The sequence below is a fragment of the Chitinophaga qingshengii genome, from assembly GCF_014529935.1.
In the GTDB taxonomy this organism is placed as follows: domain Bacteria; phylum Bacteroidota; class Bacteroidia; order Chitinophagales; family Chitinophagaceae; genus Chitinophaga; species Chitinophaga qingshengii.
The window spans coordinates 1,295,152-1,315,212 of sequence record NZ_JACVFC010000001.1; the positions used below are offsets into that span (position 1 = coordinate 1,295,152).

General features: G+C 48.1%; 19 protein-coding genes. 14 read left to right on the forward strand and 5 right to left on the reverse strand.

What is annotated here, in order from left to right; translation table 11 throughout:
* Positions 1 to 9: 9 nt before the first annotated feature.
* A complete protein-coding gene (locus ICL07_RS04650; protein ID WP_188086764.1) occupies positions 10 to 1,167 on the reverse strand; it encodes a homogentisate 1,2-dioxygenase in 1,158 nt (385 codons plus the stop codon).
* Positions 1,168 to 1,632: 465 nt separating this feature from the next.
* Here ICL07_RS04650 and ICL07_RS04655 point away from each other — a divergent pair, with 465 nt between their 5' ends.
* From ICL07_RS04655 to rpe, 6 genes are all read left to right on the forward strand, one after another.
* On the forward strand, positions 1,633 to 2,313 hold the full coding sequence (locus tag ICL07_RS04655; protein ID WP_188086765.1) for a hypothetical protein: 681 nt from the start codon (positions 1,633 to 1,635) through the stop codon (positions 2,311 to 2,313).
* A gap of 516 nt (positions 2,314 to 2,829) precedes the next feature.
* The gene (gene thrA / locus ICL07_RS04660; RefSeq protein WP_188086766.1) at positions 2,830 to 5,274 is read left to right on the forward strand and encodes a bifunctional aspartate kinase/homoserine dehydrogenase I; all 2,445 of its coding nucleotides are present in this window, start codon (positions 2,830 to 2,832) and stop codon (positions 5,272 to 5,274) included.
* A gap of 58 nt (positions 5,275 to 5,332) precedes the next feature.
* Positions 5,333 to 6,259, forward strand: a complete 927-nt coding sequence (locus ICL07_RS04665; protein ID WP_188086767.1) for a homoserine kinase — start codon at positions 5,333 to 5,335, stop codon at positions 6,257 to 6,259.
* 23 nt (positions 6,260 to 6,282) lie between these two features.
* Complete coding sequence (gene thrC, locus ICL07_RS04670; RefSeq protein WP_188086768.1) at positions 6,283 to 7,578, forward strand: threonine synthase; 1,296 nt, start codon at positions 6,283 to 6,285, stop codon at positions 7,576 to 7,578.
* 23 nt (positions 7,579 to 7,601) lie between these two features.
* Positions 7,602 to 8,609, forward strand: a complete 1,008-nt coding sequence (locus ICL07_RS04675) for a tetratricopeptide repeat protein (protein WP_188086769.1) — start codon at positions 7,602 to 7,604, stop codon at positions 8,607 to 8,609.
* Positions 8,610 to 8,656: 47 nt separating this feature from the next.
* Positions 8,657 to 9,322, forward strand: coding sequence for a ribulose-phosphate 3-epimerase (gene rpe / locus ICL07_RS04680; protein WP_281389423.1), 666 nt, complete (start codon positions 8,657 to 8,659; stop codon positions 9,320 to 9,322).
* Here rpe and ICL07_RS04685 read toward each other — a convergent pair.
* Positions 9,303 to 9,692: a response regulator gene (locus ICL07_RS04685; RefSeq protein ID WP_188086770.1), complete on the reverse strand. Its 390-nt coding sequence runs from the start codon at positions 9,690 to 9,692 to the stop codon at positions 9,303 to 9,305. The two genes, rpe and ICL07_RS04685, sit on opposite strands and share 20 nt — an antisense overlap.
* An 8-nt stretch (positions 9,693 to 9,700) precedes the next feature.
* Positions 9,701 to 12,346, reverse strand: a complete 2,646-nt coding sequence (locus tag ICL07_RS04690) for a PAS domain S-box protein (protein ID WP_188086771.1) — start codon at positions 12,344 to 12,346, stop codon at positions 9,701 to 9,703.
* A 285-nt stretch (positions 12,347 to 12,631) separates the two neighbouring features.
* Between ICL07_RS04690 and purE the strand changes: the two genes are divergently transcribed.
* The 4 genes from purE to ICL07_RS04710 all read left to right on the forward strand — a co-directional run bounded on the left by purE (position 12,632) and on the right by ICL07_RS04710 (position 15,647).
* The gene (gene purE, locus ICL07_RS04695; RefSeq protein ID WP_188086772.1) at positions 12,632 to 13,087 is read left to right on the forward strand and encodes a 5-(carboxyamino)imidazole ribonucleotide mutase; all 456 of its coding nucleotides are present in this window, start codon (positions 12,632 to 12,634) and stop codon (positions 13,085 to 13,087) included.
* Positions 13,088 to 13,185: 98 nt separating this feature from the next.
* Positions 13,186 to 14,145: a PhoH family protein gene (locus ICL07_RS04700; RefSeq protein ID WP_188086773.1), complete on the forward strand. Its 960-nt coding sequence runs from the start codon at positions 13,186 to 13,188 to the stop codon at positions 14,143 to 14,145.
* Between the two features lie 247 nt (positions 14,146 to 14,392).
* Positions 14,393 to 14,872: a DUF4878 domain-containing protein gene (locus ICL07_RS04705; protein ID WP_188086774.1), complete on the forward strand. Its 480-nt coding sequence runs from the start codon at positions 14,393 to 14,395 to the stop codon at positions 14,870 to 14,872.
* A gap of 235 nt (positions 14,873 to 15,107) precedes the next feature.
* Entirely contained in the window at positions 15,108 to 15,647 is a 540-nt protein-coding gene (locus ICL07_RS04710) for an inorganic diphosphatase (protein WP_223151748.1), read from the forward strand.
* Positions 15,648 to 15,740: 93 nt separating this feature from the next.
* Here ICL07_RS04710 and ICL07_RS04715 read toward each other — a convergent pair whose 3' ends face one another.
* Positions 15,741 to 16,517 (reverse strand): C40 family peptidase, encoded by a 777-nt coding sequence (locus ICL07_RS04715; RefSeq protein WP_223151749.1) that lies wholly within the window; start codon positions 16,515 to 16,517, stop codon positions 15,741 to 15,743.
* A 91-nt stretch (positions 16,518 to 16,608) separates the two neighbouring features.
* On the opposite strand from ICL07_RS04715, the gene ICL07_RS04720 reads away from it, so the two are divergent.
* From ICL07_RS04720 to ICL07_RS04735, 4 genes are all read left to right on the forward strand, one after another.
* Positions 16,609 to 17,178, forward strand: coding sequence for a sigma-70 family RNA polymerase sigma factor (locus ICL07_RS04720; protein ID WP_188086775.1), 570 nt, complete (start codon positions 16,609 to 16,611; stop codon positions 17,176 to 17,178).
* A complete protein-coding gene (locus ICL07_RS04725; protein WP_188086776.1) occupies positions 17,171 to 18,298 on the forward strand; it encodes a tetratricopeptide repeat protein in 1,128 nt (375 codons plus the stop codon). Before ICL07_RS04720 ends, ICL07_RS04725 begins: the two co-directional genes overlap by 8 nt.
* Before the next feature lie 162 nt (positions 18,299 to 18,460).
* On the forward strand, positions 18,461 to 19,042 hold the full coding sequence (locus ICL07_RS04730) for a sigma-70 family RNA polymerase sigma factor (protein ID WP_188086777.1): 582 nt from the start codon (positions 18,461 to 18,463) through the stop codon (positions 19,040 to 19,042).
* Between the two features lie 17 nt (positions 19,043 to 19,059).
* Complete coding sequence (locus tag ICL07_RS04735) at positions 19,060 to 19,413, forward strand: anti-sigma factor family protein (RefSeq protein WP_188086778.1); 354 nt, start codon at positions 19,060 to 19,062, stop codon at positions 19,411 to 19,413.
* Positions 19,414 to 19,497: 84 nt separating this feature from the next.
* Here ICL07_RS04735 and ICL07_RS04740 read toward each other — a convergent pair whose 3' ends face one another.
* On the reverse strand, positions 19,498 to 19,977 hold the full coding sequence (locus ICL07_RS04740) for a nucleoside deaminase (RefSeq protein ID WP_188086779.1): 480 nt from the start codon (positions 19,975 to 19,977) through the stop codon (positions 19,498 to 19,500).
* Positions 19,978 to 20,061: the final 84 nt, after the last annotated feature.

Here is a 20,061-nt window from a genome sequence, read left to right on the forward strand (position 1 = left end):
GTACTTTTTTTATTCAGCCCAACTCATCACATAACCTTCGTCTTCGATACCCAGGGCCGCTTCGGTGATCTGCAGCGGATGGAAAGTATCCACCATCACGGCCAGCTCTTTGGTTTCTTTGGCGCCGATGCTTTTTTCTACAGCGCCCGGATGCGGGCCATGCGGAATACCGGCCGGGTGCAGCGTGATCATGCCACGGGTTACATGTTTACGGCTCATAAAATCGCCATCTACATAATACAGCACTTCATCACTGTCGATATTGCTGTGGTTATAAGGCGCCGGAATGGCCAGCGGATGGTAATCGAACAGGCGCGGACAGAAGGAGCATACTACAAAGTTGTTGCCTTCAAAGGTCTGGTGCACCGGCGGCGGCTGATGCACCCTCCCGGTGATCGGTTCAAAATCATGTATAGAGAAGGCAAACGGATATTCGCAGCCATCCCACCCTACTACATCAAACGGATGATGTTTGTAGTGAATAGGATAAATGACGCCTTTCTTTTTTACGTTGATGAGAAAATCCCCTTCCTGGTCAATTGTTTCCAGGTCTTTAGGCTGCCGGATGTCGCGTTCACAGAAAGGAGCGTGTTCCAGCAACTGTCCGTATTTGCTCAGGTAGCGCTTCGGATAACGCATAGGGCTAAACGATTCTACAATGAACAGCCTGTTGTTTTCCGTTGCGAAAGTGATCTGGTAGATAGTACCGCGGGGCACAATGAGGTAATCGCCATAACCAAATTCCAGTTGACCGTATTGTGTTTTGAGCACGCCATTGCCTTCATGCACAAAAATCATTTCATCTGCGTCCGCATTTTTATAGAAATACGTTTCCATGCTTTTGCGTGGCGCAGCCAACACAATATGCAGGTCATTATTCACCAGTACAGGTTTGCGGCTTTTCAGAAAATCGTCTTCCGATTTGATGTTAAAACCCTGGAAGCTGCGGTGTTTCAGCATTTTTTCCTCTGCCACTTTCGGCGCCACGGAATATGGCTCATCTACCTTCACAATTTCAGTCGGCGGATGGCAATGGTATAAAAGGCTGGAATTGGAAGAAAACCCTTCGGTAGAAAACAACTGTTCCGAATACAGTCCCCCGTCCGGTTTGCGGAACTGGGTATGCCGTTTATGAGGAATTTGTCCGAGTTGATGATAATGTGGCATAACGCGTATAAATTAAAAAAGATTGTTTTGGTGTATGAGATTGTCCTGGTGTATGATTGCTGCAAAAAATTTGCTGTATTGGAAAATATCACGCAGCACAATAAAGGCTGATGCTAAAAGACAAATTGCCGGTAAAACGATGTGCGCACATGCAGTAATAGCAATCAAAAAGGCCATTACAAAGTTACGCGATATAAACAGGATAAGCAGCCGGAAGGGGCTGTTTCGGAAGAGTTATGCCAAAGCCGAATCCATGGCGAGAGTGGCCATGAGAAAGTAGTAGTTAAGCTGACTGTTGCTTGTATATTTCAGTGAAATGGACAAGTGGCAATAAATTTAGTCAGCTAAAGTTAAGGATATTTTGTTTCCATCCAAGGAAATTATTGTTTTAGCACAGAAATTAGCAGTACCGAAACCGTTAACAGCATTTTTACAGCAGTTGCTTCCGCCATAATATATATCTTAGTGCCTTTAGCACATACACCCATGAAATATTTCCTGTTATTATTGTTGTTGCCCCTGTCTGCTTTGACAAATGCGCAAGCCCCTGCCGGATTCAGCGTTCCCAAAACCTATAAAAAAGTGGCCGAAGCCGCCGGTGACCTGGATAAAGACGGCAAAGATGAACAAGCCATGATTTATGATACCGATCCTGATAAGGAAGATAACTTTAAAAGGATACTGTACATCTGCCGGGTAACCGATGCAGGCTTAAGTCTCTGGACCCAAAAAGTACTGGCCATACTACCGGCGCATTCCATGCCGCAATACACCAATGTGAAAGACCTGAAGATAAACCGCAATACACTGGTGCTTAAACAGGAAGAATATCCTGGTGGCCGTAACCTGACCCAGTACACGCATATTTTCCGCTTTCAGGACAATGGCTGGTACCTGATTGGCTCCAGGACCTCATTAAACACCAATTGTTACGGCGCCCAGATCTCCGAAATCAATTTCTCCACCGGTGATGTGGTGGTGTCCTTTGTTCCTGACGGCGGTTGTGACGGAGAAGATAATCCGCAACCTAAAAAGAGCCGCAAAGAATACAAGTATAAGTTTAGCAAGCTGCCGTTACTGGATAGCCTTGATTATGGGGAGAATCAATTGCACATTCCGGGATGTAAGGAGACTATTTATTATTAAGTTATTTTATTATTTAGTTATTGGGCTGGATTGTTCTGTCAGGTGTTTGTGACAAAACAATCCGGCTTTTTTGTTTCGTTCCAGTCAGGTTTTGTCATAAAATTGTCTTTAAAACAATAAAAAACATCTCCTATAAGTTATCCAATAAAAAACAACTATCAAACAAAATCACACAAAAAAGCACAAATACTCAACACAAAACACTTTAATTAGAAATTATCTAAAACACAACCCGTAAATTAAATAATTAAGAAATCTCCTCACTGCACTTTTATTTACCGGTGGAATTATAGACTTTTGTTACACAATCGTCATAAACAATAGTGCAAGCTTTAGCTACATATCAACTCTCCTCCGCCACTCCCTCCATCCAAGGGGGATGCCTGAGCACTATTATTACGACCACCACCATTACAACCCCACTGCGGGGTTAATATACACATATCATCCAGCGACCACAGCCTGTGGTAACCACCGGAGAGACCGGAGCATCCATTCGTATAAACTTTATTCACTATGCAAGTACTTAAGTTTGGCGGCACTTCTGTCGGAAGCGCCAAAGCCATAGAACAGGTTTGTCAGATCCTGAAAAAACATAAGCCGGCCGGCCGTTATGCCATCGTTGTATCAGCATTGGGCGGCACTACGGACAAGCTTATACGCTGCGGACAACTGGCCGGCGAAGGCCAGGAACAATACAAGTCCGTATTACAGGAAATAGAAAACAGACACCTGGATACTATCCGCGAATTATTCCCCATTACCGCACAAAGCGGCATGATCAGCCAACTGAAGAAACAACTCAATTCCCTGGAAAACCTGTGCGATGGCATCTTCCAGGTAGGTGAGCTAAGCGCCCGTTCCCTGGACAAAATCATGAGCTACGGAGAACTGATCTCCTGCGTAATAGTAGCCGAAAAGCTCAAACAAACGGGCTTCTCCGCCATCTGCAAGGATAGCCGCGAACTGATTGTCACCGACAACAATTATGGCCATGCAGCGGTCAACTTCCTCACCACCAACCACCTGATAACCGAATACTTTGCCCAACATCCGGCAGACTATGTGGTATTGCCCGGTTTCGTTGCCTCCGCCCCTAACGGTGACACCACTACGCTGGGCCGCGGCGGCTCCGACTATACCGCCGCCATCATCGCCGCTGCCGTGCACGCATCAGTACTCGACATCTGGACCGACGTCAGCGGCATGATGACCGCCGACCCACGCCTGGTTTCACAAGCCATTCCCATTGCGCACATCTCTTACGAGGAAGCCATGGAACTGTCGCACTTTGGCGCCAAAGTGATTTATCCGCCTACCATTCAACCGGTGATGGATAAACGGATTCCTATCTGGATCAAAAACACCTTTTCCCCCGAAGATCACGGCACCCTTATCAAAGACAGTGTAGAACGCACTTTCCCGGTGACCGGCATCTCCGGTATCCAACATATATCGCTGCTCACCCTCGAAGGCAGCGGCATGGTCGGCATCCCCGGCTTCTCCAAAAGACTGTTCGAAGCGCTCCTACAGGAACGCATCAACGTTATTTTCATTACCCAAAGTTCTTCAGAGCACTCCATCACCGTAGGCGTTCATGAAACAGATATGCTGAAAGCCAAAACAGCGGTAGACAGCGAGTTTGCACAGGAGATACAGGACAAACGCATCGATCCGCTGCTGGTAGAAAAAGACCTCTGCATCGTTGCCGTAGTAGGCGATAAAATGAAAAACCACCACGGCACCAGCGGCAAACTATTCGGTACCCTGGGCCGCAACGGTGTGAACATACGGGCTATCGCCCAGGGCTCTACGGAGAAAAACATCTCCACCGTGATCAATAAAGGAGATCTGAAAAAAGCGCTCAACCTCATCCACGAAACCTTCTTCGAAGCGCCCCTGAAGCAGGTCAACCTGTTCATCGCCGGCGTGGGTAACGTAGGCAGCAAACTATTGGAACAACTGCAACAGCAGCAACAATACCTGCAGGACGAACTGGGACTGCAAATACGGGTCACCGGTCTCGCTAACAGTAAAAATGCACTGTTCAGCGAATACGGCATCGGGCTGAACGACTGGAAAAACCAACTGGCACAGAGCGATTCCATGGACCTGAGCGCCTTTGTAAACCGCATCAAATCTATGAACCTGCGTAACAGCGTATTCGTGGACAATACCGCCAGCGGCGACGTAGCCGCCGTTTACCATGAGTTCCTGCAACATGGTATTTCCGTGGTGACCTGCAATAAAATCGCCTGTTCATCAGACTATGCCTACTACAAACAACTGAAAGACCTGGCCCGTAAATACAATGCCTCTTTCCTTTTTGAAACCAATGTAGGAGCAGGTTTACCGGTAATCAATACCCTCAACGACCTGATCAGAAGCGGTGACAGGGTACAAAGCATTGAAGCTGTACTCTCCGGCAGCCTCAACTTCGTTTTCAACCATTTTGTGAACGGCAACAGTTTCCGGAGCGTGGTAAAAGCCGCACAGGACGAAGGTTATACCGAACCCGATCCACGTATAGACCTGAGCGGTAAAGATGTGATGCGTAAAATCCTGATACTGGCGCGGGAAAGCGGCGCCGCTATCGAAATGGACGACATTACCAATCAATCCTTCCTGCCGGAAGCCTGCCTGGATGCGCCGTCTGTAGCGCATTTCTACGACACGCTGGATGAACACGCCGACCATTTCCAACAGCTGTACCGCGATGCTGCCAGCGCCGGCAAGAGACTGAAGTTCGTGGCCCGTTACGCCGACGGACAAGCCTCTGTAGGCCTTCAATGCATAGCGCCCGACCATCCGTTCTACCAGCTGGAAGGCAAAGACAATATTGTGTTGTACACCACCAACCGTTACCAGGAACAACCGCTGATTGTAAAAGGAGCCGGCGCCGGCGCAGACGTTACCGCGTCAGGCATCTTCGCAGACATTATCCGGTCAGCCCGGTTGTAGTTAACGTGATAGTATATACGATCTGAAATGATTAAATTAATGACCGCAACCCGTTTATATGGAAAGTATTAAAGTTTTTGCCCCCGGCACTGTGGCTAATGTCGCCTGTGGGTTTGATGTTATCGGTCTGGCGATGGACGCTCCCGGCGATGAAATGATCCTGCGCCTGAGCAATCAACCGGGGATCCGCATCAGCGCCGTACATGGCGCCGACCTGCCCACCGACCCGGCTAAAAATGTAGCCAGTGTAGCGGTACAAGCCCTGCTCCAAAAATACGAACGCCCCGATATCGGTATAGAGATTGAAATCTTCAAACATATACATCCCGGCAGCGGTATCGGTTCCAGCGCGGCCAGCAGCGCCGGCGCCGTTGTAGCCGCCAATCACCTGTTAGGGGAGCCGTTTACCAAAAAACAGCTGGTGCGTTTCGCCATGGAAGGAGAACGACTGGCCTGCGGCTCCGCCCATGCCGACAACGTGGCGCCCGCCATCCTGGGCGGTTTTACACTGGTACGCAGTTATCGCCCGCTGGATATTACCACGCTGCACACACCGGGAGAACTATGGGTGACCGTTATCCATCCGCAGATAGAAGTCAAAACTTCCGATGCCCGTGAGATACTGAAACAGAAAGTACTGATGACAGATGCTATCCGCCAGTGGGGCAACGTAGGCGCCATGGTAGCCGCACTGTACCAGGAAGACTATGACCTGATCAGCCGTTCACTGGAAGATGTGATCGTAGAACCGGTGCGTTCTATTCTCATCCCCGCTTTCCAGGAACTGAAACTTAAATGCAAGGAAGCCGGCGCCCTGGGTGGCGGTATTTCCGGCTCCGGTCCGTCTGTATTCATGCTCAGCAAAGGCGAGGCTAATGCCCGCCAGGTAGCCGAAACCATGAACAGCGTATATGCGCCACTGGGAGTGGACTATAAAATATACGTGTCCCGCATCAACACCGCCGGCGTTAAAATCATTGACTAATTTTTTTTTCCAATCTACTTCGCATGCAGTATTACAGTTTACAAGATCCACAGCACAAAGCATCTTTCGAAACCGCCGTTGTACAAGGGATCGCGCCCGATAAAGGATTATACTTCCCGGAGCGGATCCCTGCACTGGACCCGGATTTCATTACTCACCTGCACACCTATACGGACCAGCAGATTGGGTACGAAGTGATCCGCCCGTTTATCGGTGAGGAGATCCCCGAAGCAGCCCTGAAGCAGATTGTAAACGATACGCTGCATTTTCCTTTTCCGATACAGAAAGTAACCGGACATACCTACGCACTGGAGCTATTCCACGGCCCTACCCTGGCGTTTAAAGACGTGGGCGCCCGTTTTATGGCGGGTTGCCTGGGTTATTTCCGTCGAGGCAGTACCCGCCCCGTTACCGTACTGGTAGCCACTTCCGGCGATACCGGCGGCGCCGTGGCCAGCGGTTTTTATAACGTTCCCGGTGTTGATGTGGTGATCCTCTACCCTTCCAAAAAAGTGAGTACCCTGCAGGAAAAACAGTTGACTACCCTGGGCGGTAATATCCACGCCCTGGAAATACAGGGAACCTTCGATGACTGCCAGCGTATGGTGAAAACCGCTTTCCTGGATGCAGATATCCAGTCGCACCGCCAGCTCACCTCCGCCAATTCCATCAACGTAGCCCGCTGGCTGCCGCAGATGTTTTATTATTTCCTGGCCTACAAACAAATGAAAGCCGCCCATCCCCGGCTGGTGTTTGCGGTGCCCAGCGGCAATTTCGGTAATATCTGCGCCGGTATGATGGCCGCCGCCATCGGTTTACCGGTATCCCATTTTGTAGCCGCCACCAATATCAATGATACCGTACCCCGGTTTATGCAAAACGGCCAGTATGAGCCGGGCAAAGCTGTGCCCACTCTATCCAACGCCATGGACGTAGCCGATCCCAGCAATTTCGTACGGGTATTGCAGTTATTCGGCAACAACCTGCCCTCCCTGAAAGAAAAGTTCACCGCCTATTCCTTTAATGATAAAGATACCGTGCGCACGATGGAACAGGTATGGAAAGAACATCACTATATGCTGGACCCTCATGGAGCCGTTGGATACCTGGGCTTACAAAAATACCTGGCCGGCGTACCGGATTTAACCGGCGTATTCCTGGAAACCGCCCACCCGGTGAAGTTTGAGGACACCGCCCCCAAAGCGTTGCAGGATGTTATCTATACACCGCCCCGGGTGATGTCTTTATACGGTAAAGAAAAAGAGGCCACCTTACTGGCGGCCGACTACGACGTTTTCAAAAAGTGGTTAATGCGCTAAGGATTGCTTAGTTTTGGCGGCGTATGAAGTATTTACCTATCCTGGTGGTCATGGCGGGCGTCGTGGCCTGCAACAACGACCATAAAAAGCCTGAACAGCAAACCAGTGCAGACTCCGCGCTGTATAGTGATATCATCCGGCCGGTGACCGATTCTATTCAACAGTATCCTGATCAGGACGCGTTGTACTATCGCCGGGCCTTGCTGTTATTCAACACCAATCCCGCCCTGGCGCGCCTGGATTTTGAAAAGGCAGCTACCCTGAAACCGGGCAATCCCGACTACTGGGCCGGCGCCGGAGAAGCCGCCTTGCTGGAAAACCACTACGACAAAGCGGAACTTTATTTCAGCAAAGCGCTGGCTAACGCTCCTACCTATACGTACCTGCAATACAAGCTGGCAACAGCTATGGTAGAGAACAAACATACCGTGCAGGCAGATAGCCTGGCCAACGTACTGGCCGGCAGTGCCGACGGAAAGGACAAGGCTTTTTACCTGAAAGCACGCATGGCGGAGGACCGGCAGGACACCACCGCAGCTATTGCGCATTTAAAAACCGCTGTTGCAGCTGCCGGCCCTCGCGCAGAATTTGAAGCCGTGATGGAACTGGCCGATTTACTGCGGGCACGTAAAACACCGGAAGCCGTGCAGTATTATACACAAGCCTGGCGCCAGGACACCCTCAACGCGGCGCCGCTCTACGATGCCGGACAAGTACAGGAAGAAATGGGCAACACCGACGCAGCCATGAATACCTACCGCAAATGTATTGTGGCTGATCCGGGATTTGCGGAGGCTTATTTGGCGATGGGCAGGATTTACAGCGCGCGGAAACAATGGAAAGACGCTTACGAAGCATACAACCTGGCCGCCAAATCAGCGCCCTCCAGCGCGCTCGCCTATTTTAACCGCGCCCGTTGCCAGGAAGAGCTGGGCAACAAACAGGAAGCACTGGCAGATTATACGAAAGCCTCCACTTTCCGTAAAGATTATAAAGAAGCCAGGGAAGCCATACAACGGTTGAGCCGCTAATGTGAATGTCCCGGGCATTGCTTACATTTATATAAAACTGATTGCTATTGGAAAACGCGCCTGTAATGATAGCGCCGTCTTTGCTGGCGGCTAATTTCCTGGAACTGGGGAAAGAAGTGGAAATGGTTAACCGCAGCGAGGCTGACTGGTTTCACCTGGATGTAATGGATGGCCGCTTTGTGCCGAATATCAGCTATGGACTGCCGGTGATTGCACAGATCAAAAAGCTGGCACGCAAGCCCTGCGATGTTCATCTGATGATAGAGGAGCCGGAGAAGTACGCCGCAGAATTTAAGAAAGCCGGTGCAGATATTCTCACCGTACATGCAGAAGCATGCGTACACCTGCATCGTAATATTCAGCAGATTAAAAGTCTGGGTATGAAAGCGGGGGTGGCGCTCAATCCACATACGCCGGTGGTAGTGCTGGAAAACGTGATCCGCGATATTGATGTAGTGTTGGTTATGAGTGTGAATCCGGGTTTCGGCGGGCAGACCTTTATCGAACAAACCTACCAGAAAATAAAACAGGTACGTCAGCTGATTAAAGACGCCCAGGCTACCGCCCTGATAGAAGTAGATGGCGGCATTGATACCGGAAATGCGGCTCAACTGGTACAGGCAGGCGCCAATGTGCTGGTGGCAGGCAGCGCGATCTTTGGCTCGGCAGACCCTGAAAAAACAATTGCCGCACTTAAGCAAGGTGCGCTATAATCTCTTTGGACAGGGGTTTGGTAAGGTAACCATTTACCACCGGGTAGTGACGGACGCGTTCTTTGTCTTTCTCATCGATAGAAGAAGTCAGTACAAAAATACGGATCGGTTTGGGCAGCTGCTCGTGAAAAACGCTGTATTCATCCAGGAATTCCCAGCCATCCATAATCGGCATGTTGAGGTCCAGCAGAATAAGGTCGGGCAGTTCGTCCTCCTTATCTGCATACTGCCGGATATGGTCCAGCACATCCTGCGCGTCTGAAAACACCCTTATATTGCTGCTTATCCCCTGCCGTTCTATCATGATTTTAGCAATTTGCTGGTGAATAGGGTCGTCGTCTACTATAAAAATCATATTGATCAGCTTCATAAAAGGGATTATTCCGGCCTAAATGTAATAATAAATTTGGTTCCATGTCCCGGTGAGCTTTCTGCCTTGATACTTCCACCCATTGCCTCTACCTGTGTCTTGGTAATGAATAAGCCGATACCTTTGGCATCCTTATTACGGTGGAAAGTTTTTCGAAAGCCAAACAGTTTGTTTCCAAACCGTTCCATATCGATACCCATACCATTATCCTGCACCGTTAGTACAATATTATCATTTTCCCGCCAGGTTTGCAGATGCAGTTCCGGCTCCCTTTCCGGTGAGCGGTAGCGGATAGCGTTGGTAATGAAGTTTTGCAGGATACTGTCGAGATACACCCGCGGATACTCTATTTGCGGCGCCTGATCAAAATTGTACGTAATCCTGATATTACTGGTTTCAATATCCACCAGCAGGATATCCTTCACTTTTTGTACCCGGTCGGCGAACAGCAGTTTTTCTTTTTCCACATTCACATCTTTCCGGATCTGCACTACCTCCACCAGGTCGTTGAGGGTTTCATCTATTTTTTTGATCACTTCATGCAACATGCCCAGGTATAATTCCCTTTCCTGTTGCGAAGACGCTTCATTATGCATTTGCATCAGGGCACGCAGGTTGGCAATCGGCGCACGCAGGTTATGAGAGGTAATATGGGCAAAGTCTTCCAGTTGTTTGTTCTGGTTGACCAGGTTTTTATTCAGGTTAGACAACTGGTCATTTGCTTTGCGCAGCTCTTTCTGCATTTTGCGGCTTTCCGTGATATCGCGCATGAAGACCGATATACCACCGTCCTGCATGGGTGTGAGCAGGAAGTCGTACCACTTGTCCTGTTTGGGGAAATAAATGCCGAAGGACTGTGATTGCTGTAGTTGTATACATTCCTGGAGCCGGGCATAGAATACGGTACCGGACAGGCGGGGGAACACTTCGAAGATATTACTGCCTCTTTCCACTTTCTGGCCGATCATTTTTTCCGCCTTCTGGTTGAGGAAATTCAGTTTACCATCCTGTTCCATAGCTGCATAACCCATATCCACCGTATCAAAGAAAAGGCTCATCAGCTCCGTGTTGCGGGTTAGCGCCTCTTCGATGGCCGATTGTTCGGTAACGTCCTGTATAACGCCGAATATGCGTGTCCGTTTGCCGTTAGCGTATCCGGGCTGGCCGATGGAGCGAACCCTTTTGGTTTGTTGTTTAGCGGAAACCAGGGTAAGTTCCGCATCAAATGGTTTGCCTGTTTCAATACACTGTTTGACCATGCCCACCAGCATTTGCTGTGATTCGGGCGTAAAGAAGCTCATAGCCTTTTCATAATTGATGGCCATGCCTGGTTCACAATCGTGTATTTTATAGGCCTCATGGGACCAGCGTACCGTTTCCGTTTCGAGGTCCATTTCCCATCCGCCGATTTTTCCGATTTCACCTGTTTGCTGCAGGAATTCCTGGTTTTTGATATTTTCCAGTTCCTGCATTTTTTTATCCGTGATATCGTTTACCAGGGCCACCACGATCATTTCCTTGTCTACCGGTTCAATTACCGGGAACACCGTCAGATCGAGGTATACTTCACGGCCCACAGTAGTCCAGCGTTCATCGTTACTGAAATCGATTTTCTTTTCCACGCGGAGGGTTTGACCTTGTTCCAGTGCCTGGAGGAATAGTTTGTCCAGTTCAAAGCGGGTCGACAATTCATCGTTCATCACGTTGAAATTGCGGCGGGCCGTAGGATGCGGGGAGTTAAAGAAAAAGCGTTGTGTTTGATTGATGCGGCGGATAAAGCCGAAGTTATCGAATTGTATATAGCCGATAGGCAGGTTTTCGATGATATTGTCGAGTAGCCGCTCACTTTTCTGGAGGCTGATTTCCGCTACTTTTTTCTCCGTGATATCATCGAGGATGAGGAAGTAGTTGGACATTCTGCTTTGGCGGTCTGTCACCGGAAAGACGGTAGCCTCGTAATACAGCGGGAACAGGCGGGTAACGTTGCCGTAGTTTTTTTCCGCGTAGTTGAGCAGGATTTCCCGTTTCAGTGTTTTGCCGGTATCGCGGGCTTCCTCAAACATGCGGGCGAGGCCATTGAGGCGATAGAACGGATCTTCCAGCCACTTATATGCCGGGTTGGAGAGGAAAGCGTGGTCGGCGCCCCATATCTGGCGTTGGCGGCTGTTCATTTCCACACAGGTACCATCAGGTTCGAACTGTTGCAGGCCTATAGGGAGATTTTCCAGTATTTGGCGGAAGTATTGTTCATCTTCCATGACCCGGAGTTCGGGCAGTTTACGGTTGGTGATATCGAGGCCGATGAGCAGGCATTGCCGGAGGCCATCGGGGCCTGTAGAAGGGTGGATAGCCGCTTCCAGCCACAGTTGGGTTTTCCCGTGCAACAGAAAACAGATTTGTTCCTGTACAGCGTCTCCGGCCAGCAGTTGTTGCCAGATCCGGGCCCACTGTGCTTCATCGGCGGGCAAGAGCAGTTCCCTGAAATAGCGGCCGGTGGCCATTTCCGGCAGTAGCTGCAAGGCGCTGGCCATACCAGGGTTCAGGGTAGTAATGCATTCAGCGGCATCTATATTCACAGACAATGCGCAGGCATTGATGGCAGCCTCCAGGTGCTGCAGATGCCGGTAATGCTGTTCCAGCATAACATCCTTCATTTAATTACTAGCGGGATTGTAAAGTCGTTGTGTATTTAAGCTCAAAATAGACATTATATAACAAAAAAGCGCTATCACAACAATAAAAGGTACACTTTTCGTTGTTGTTTTCCCGTTTTCGGGTCATCTTTCTTTAGTGGTAGTACCTGTTTCACAAGGAATTATCCACCAGTTGTGGATTTTCAGTTTTCAGATTTTGTTGTTTGATCAATATCTTCGCATTCATTTCCAGTCAGCGCTGGGCTACAAATAAACTAATTTTCACATAAAATAAAACATCAATTAATGAAAGTTCTGATTATCATGGGATCCGAGAGTGACAAACCAGTAATGGAGGAATCACAAAAATATCTCCAATACTTTGGCATTGAAGGTGAAATGGTAGTAGCTTCTGCGCATCGTAATCCGGAGCAGGTACGTGAGTTGTGTATCACCGCGAAGGAGAAAGGTTTCGGTGTAGTAATTGCGGCAGCCGGCATGGCAGCACACTTGCCGGGCGTAGTATCTGCTTTCACTTCCTTACCGGTATTGGGTGTTCCGTTGGAAGGCGGTTTACCTGGCGGTATAGATGCATTGTATTCCATTGTTCAGATGCCTTCAGGCGTACCGGTAGGTACTTTGGCAGTAGGTAAAGCAGGCGCCCGTAATGCTGCGGTATTAGCTGCGCGTATGTTTGCACTGACCAACGACGCTATTGCTGCGAAAGTGGAAGCATTTAAGCAAAATGGTTACAGAATTTAGTGATAGCTTAACAATACTGCTCTCCAGGTTGCCTTTAAATTCATATATTCGGAGTAAGAATTGTCGAATATTTTCCTGGACTTTAAATCATTGAATCATTGACTGAATCCATTATTAACTTAGATAGTATTAATCCCATTGAGTTTTTCGGTGTTAACAACGGAAAACTGGATTTGCTGAAGAAAAAATTCCCGCTGTTGAAGATCCTGTCCAGGGGTACCCAGTTAAAATTGAGTGGGGCGCCGGAAGAAGTGGCCACTGCGGAGGAAAAAATCAGTCAAATCGTCAAATATCTCGAGCGTAATGGTAATCTGACGGAGAATTACTTTGAGCAGATTCTTGGAGACGAAGAGGGCACGGTAGTAGATCATTTCAGCGACCGTAACCCCAACGAGGTGCTGGTATTTGGTCCGAATGCCCGTACAGTGCGGGCCCGTACTGCCAACCAGAAAAAGATGGTAGCACTGGCGGATAAGAATGACATTGTATTTGCCATTGGACCTGCAGGTACGGGTAAAACCTACACAGCAGTAGCGTTGGCAGTACGTGCATTAAAAAACAAAGCTGTAAAAAAAATCATTCTGACCCGTCCGGCGGTGGAAGCAGGTGAAAGCCTTGGTTTCCTGCCCGGCGATCTGAAAGAAAAGATTGATCCTTATCTGCGGCCATTATACGACGCGCTGGACGATATGATCCCTGCGGAGAAGCTGAGTTATTATATGACCAACCGGGTTATAGAAATAGCCCCACTGGCTTATATGCGTGGCCGTACCCTGGACAATTCCTTTATTATCCTGGACGAAGCCCAGAACGCCACCGACCTGCAGCTCAAAATGTTCCTGACCCGTATTGGCGCCTCTGCGAAAGCCATCATTACCGGCGACCTTACCCAGATCGACTTACCAAAGAACCAGAAATCGGGGCTTGAAAAAGCCAACCGTATTCTGCGTAACATCGATGGCATCGGTTCTGTGGAGCTGGATGAAGAAGACGTGGTACGTCACCGCCTGGTGAAGGCTATCATCCGGGCTTACGAGGGAGATAAAGACAAAGAATAATGTAGAAATTTTTTTATTTGGCTATTTTAAAAATTATAGTCTCGTAGCAGACCATTAAATTTTAAAATAGCCAAATAAAAAAATTTCTGAATATTAACGCTTTTTTAACGGTCTTTGCAGTAAGTTACCTGTTTTTTTAAGGGGATAATTCAGTTCGGAAGCCTGTGATTCAGTATTGCGGTGATAGTACTTTGCAGATTTGAATGTTTAACCCTATTTTTGTTCTGATACAATAATTATCGACCGCATGACCAATTATCGTCGAATTCTGACACTGGCAGTGATGGGAATGATGCTGTTAAGCAGCTGTAAGAAACGGGCCACCCCTCAGGAGGTAGCGCTATCATTTATGCACGCTATACAGGATTCGAACTTCGACCAGGCAAGAGATTACGCCACCAAAGAGTCTCAACAGGTAATACAGATTTACTCCATTTTTGACGGTCGCCGCAGCGATGCAGAGCGCGAAAAGATCCGGAAAGCGAAAATTGAAGTAGTAGGTGTAGAAGAAAACGGTAGTACTGCATCTGTAACCATCCAAAATTCCTCGGCCAATCAAAAAGAAATCCTTCAATTGGTACAGGAAGGAGGCCAATGGAAGATTTCCCTGACATTTGAAAGTATCATACCTAATTATATTCCACCGGCCAGCCAGGGCCTGGACTCCACCTCAATACTGCCTTCGGACACTACAGCCGGGGGCGTGGCAGTTCCTGCAGTTAAATGATTTTTGCCTTCTCCTGCGCTTTTTTGAGTAAGAAAGGGATAATTTTTAGCTATTAATGATCAGTTATCTTAATTTTGCCTTTGCATGAATGGAGGGCAGGGTAATTGATTTCCAAAGGCCAACACCGGAAATTCTGACCATATCTTCATGAAAAGTGAGGTGAATAGCATATTCACTTTTCAAACACTAATACAATATTGAACAATAAACCTTAAAAGCAGAAAAGTAGATTATTATGATGACAAATCCCTGGCACAGTGTGAGCCCCGGAACTGAGGTTCCACACGTTGTAAATGCCATTATCGAGATTCCAAAGGGATGCCGTGCCAAATATGAACTGGACAAAGAAAGCGGCCTGCTGAAGCTGGACCGCGTTTTATATTCCTCTGTATATTACCCCGCTAACTATGGCTTCATTCCACAGTCTTACTGCGATGACCATGATCCGCTGGATATTCTCGTACTGTCTCAGGTAGAATGCGTACCGATGTGTATCATCGAAGCCAAAGTAATTGGTGTGATGCAGATGGTGGACGGTGGTGAAGCGGACGATAAAATCATCGCCGTAGCTGCCAACGATATGAGTGTAAACCACATCAACGATATTTCTGAATTGCCTCCTCATTTTATCGACGAAATGAGACACTTCTTTGAAGAATACAAGCGTCTGGAGAAAAAATCCGTGATCGTGGAAGAGTTCCAGAACAAGGAAAAAGCAGAGAAGATTATTAACCAGAGCTTTGAAGACTACAGAAAGATCTTTAAACAAAGCTAGATAAAGCATTTTTTGATTTTCGATTTTTTGATTTTGGAATTTTACTGGTCGTCCACTAAATTCGAAAATCAAAAAATCGAAAATCAATGTATCTTAGAAGAAGCGTTTGATAATCCGCAACTGATGTGTTCTGACGTTTGTGTCAGCATTAATGATACCCTGGTTATCGATTGGATCGATCCTTACTTTACCCGAAGAGTGGATGATCTCATGATCATTGAGTAACAGCCCGACATGTGTAATTCGTCCTTCCGGGTTATCAAAAAATGCGAGGTCCCCCAGCCTGGCTTCCTGGAGAAAGTCGACCGTAGTGCCTTGAGTAGCTTGTTGGGACGCATCCCGGAGCAACGGAATACCGGACAGCTTAAATACATTTTGTACAAAACCGGAGCAATCCACCCCAAAGACATTCCTGCCACCCCATAGATAAGCCGTATTCAGGAATTTCATGGCATCTGCCAGCAAATGTCTGGTATTAACCGGGCTGCCTGTTGGCGGTAATATGGTGGGTTTCTCTTCCAGGGCGACCTGTACATTTCCCCATTTTGCGGAAAGGTTGGTATACCCTTTCAGGAGGCAACCAAAAGGCACCACCATCCGTTGGCCGTTGAGCAGTACCTCATTGGACCATTCCGGCAGATAATGGGTAGCGGGAGCCAGCCAGGTTTCTTCCGGCACCTCTTCCAGGTGGGACAGGGAAGCCCAGCCGGTGTAACCATCGTATTGGTTAACCACCTCCACCCAGCCGTCGGGGGCCGTGTTGATGATTTCCACTCCTTCGCCCCAGAGCAACTGGGAGATCATCTCACTTCTGTGTGCGGCGGTAGCCCTGAGAGGCGCTACAGGCACTACAACGATCGCGTATGGCATATAAATTGTATAAATCCGTTTTTTAATTCAATATTCTCGCGTCTGAATGAACTTTTTCCGCTTTTATACGTAAATATAGAGTAATAAGTTTATGCATCAACAGTTAACCAATTTATCAGATAAGGAACTGATATCCCGCGCCCGGAAACAAGACCGGGAAGCAGAAGGTGTATTGATGGACCGGTACAGTCATTTACTGGTGGCCATTACACTACCCTATCTGGATAAAGCCCCGAAGCCCGACCCCAACATCGTATTCCCCACCCTGTTGCAACGGCTGAGCGCCAGCGTAAAAACCCAAACCATCTACAAAGCCAACGAATGGATCTTACATATACAGCAGGGATATTTCACTCATCCTGACAAAAATATTCCATTCTACCCGTCACGGGATGGCAGGGACCTGTTGCATATTGAGAACAAAGTAGAAAAAGCAGGTACCAATATTATTGACCGCCAGGACCTGGCCGTAAGGCTGGAACAGGCCCTCGGACGGATGAATGCCGAAGACCGTGCATTGATAACAGAGTTCTATATTGATAATAAAAGCTTTGCCGATTTGACCGCTGCCAGGGGAACAACACGTGAAAAACTCAGAGATCAGTTGAAAGCAGCCAAAGGAAAACTTGCCAAGCTATATATGAATCAGGGTTATGTTTAGTAGTAAGCCAAACAATGAAAAAATTTTAAAGGTATTTTCCGGCATCCGTTGTCTCAGCAAAGACCAGCTGCCCCGATATATGGAAGGGCGACTGACAGACATTGAAAAACACCTGGTGGAACAACACCTGACCGACTGCGATCTGTGCTTTGGCGCCCTACAGGCCCTGGAACAGGAAAGCGGTAACGAGCGGTACCAGGATTTGACCGGAAAGCTCCAGCGTTATATACAGGATAGTATACAACCGGTTTCGCATGTCCATAAGGTAGCCCAGTATACCAAAAAGGAAAAAACCAAAGAGAGCCTGCTGGTATACTTCTGGCTGATCGCTTTCATCGCTATCGGCGTGGCCAGCGTGTACGTATTACGCGGGCATATCCGCAATCAGCCGCCACCGCCGCCGCCACGGGTAGCCGCTACCCTGCCCCCTGCCACCGATTCAGGCACAGCACCGGCTACGGCCACAGAAAGCACCAATCAACCGGTTGTGACAGCACAGCCGCCAGCTACCACAGCGGCTAAACCGGTCACTACTGCGCCTGCTGCTGCTACACCAGCCGGTAAACCAGGCGCTACCACTGCTCCCCCCAATCCACCGGCAGCACCACACCTGTCACCCGCCGACTCCATCGCCAAAGCGAAAGCAGCCGCGCTGAAAGCCCAGCAAAGGAAACAGGCGGCAGATAGTATCCGTAAAGCCCAGCTCCTGCAAAAACAACAGGATTCTCTCAAGAAAGTAAAAGAAAAAGACAAGGATAAAGACTCCGATAACAGCAAAAAAACGGAGCCAGCACCTGAACCCAAACAGGAAACGAAGGAGCCGGCCCCTCCGCCCAAAAAAGAAACCGCTCCCGTGGGTGAACCCATCAACAGCGATGAATACCTCTATAAAGCCGCGATGGTTTACCAGCAACAAGGTAACCTCGGTGAAGCAATTGACCGCTACAAACGGATTGCCTCCAACAGCTCCGGTAAATACGCGGAAATGGCCACTTATCAGCTGGCTATCTGCTACCGCAGCAAAGGGCAAATGGGTAAAGCCCGCCGGGCCTTCCGCGAAGTAATCCGCATGGACGGTAACCTGAAAGTCAATGCACAACAGGCACTCGATAGCATGTAATCAATTACGAATTTTGGGGGACTGCTTCCCGCAGCGGTTACTAAGTAAACGCACTGTTGGGTAAACCCTTAAAATTCGTAATTCGTAATTCGTAATTCGTAATTCGTAATTTTATGGAAACTTTGGCTGTCTGCATCTAACAGACAGCATTCTTTTTAGCCTGTGAATAATCCAGCGATACAACAACTGACAGACCAGGAGTTACTGCAACGGTTCAAAACTGATCAAAACAGTGAATGGATAGGTGTGCTTTTTGACCGCTATGCCCTGCTACTACTGGGTATGTGCATGAAATACCTGAAAAATGAAGAAGACGCGCGCGATGCCGTGCAACAGATCTTTCTCAAGGTGTTGTCTGACGTCAACAAACATGAGATACAGTTTTTTCGTGCCTGGATATACCAGGTTGCCAAAAACTATTGCCTGATGCAGTTGCGGCAACATCATGGGAAATACCGCGAGGAGATTACCGATAAACATGCCGGGGAACTGGCTGCAGATCCGGAAGAGAAACGGGTACACGAGGAAAAGGACTTACTGTTGCAGGATATGGAGCAAGCCCTCAATTACCTGAACCCGGAACAGAAAATCTGTGTAGAGCGTTTCTATCTGCAAAAAAAATCCTACCAGGAAATAGCCGACCAAACAGGTTTCAGCCTGTTGCAGGTAAAAAGCTATATCCAGAACGGAAAACGTAATCTCAAACTAATACTGGAAAAACAACAACGCGCAAACAAGCGTTAATTTGCATCAATACTGATATGAACAAGCATTTCAATGATATATTTGTCGCTACGGGCTGTCCTTCCCAACAGCAGCTACTGGACTATGTGCAGGGCAAGCTGTCTTCCGAAGAACAACACGAAGTGGAAATGCACCTGATGGATTGTGAATTTTGCAGTGAAGCGCTGGAAGGCCTGTCCAATATCAAAGACAAGGAGAAAATTCCAGGGTGGATCAGTGAAATGAAGTGGGACCTACTGAAGAAGTTAAGGAAAAAATACCGCACCCGCAGGAAAACAGAAAATTATATATCCCTCGCCGTGGTGATCCTCTGTATCCTGTTCCTGTTACTGGCGCTGTTCTGGGGATATCATTTTGCGGTAAAACACTAGCTATTTTTTTATTTGATTATTTAGTTATTGAATGAATAATGGAATCCATCAATAATTAAATAACTAAATAAAAAAATAGAAAAATTAATACAGGGTTTTATTATTCATCTGTTTCCACTCCCTGAATACTTTCAACGCATCTTCATCCCGCAGTTCAATCAGCGGGATTTTTTTTGCCTCATGCGGCAGTTCAATCTCGCGGTAAATAAAAGAATCGTCGAAGTTAATAGCGGCGGCATCTTCCTTGGTGTTGGCATAATACACCTTTGCCGGCCGTGCCCAATAGATAGCGCCCAGGCACATGGGGCAGGGTTCGCAGGAGGTGTAGATTTCGCAGTCTGTAAGCTGGAAAGTACCCAATTTCTTACAGGCATTGCGGATAGCCATCACTTCCGCATGAGCAGTAGGATCATTTTCACATAAGACCTGATTCCATCCTTCTCCCACAATTTCCTCCCCTTTGACAACGATAGATCCGAAGGGGCCGCCATCGCCCTGTTCCATTCCCCTGCGGGACAACGCTATCGCGTATTGCATAAATTTCCGTTCTCTTTCGCCTATCATAACACTACAATATTGATTCAATCAAATTTACCGAAAAGAAGGCATAAAAAAACCCCGCGAAGAATCGCGGGGCTTATCGTTAAC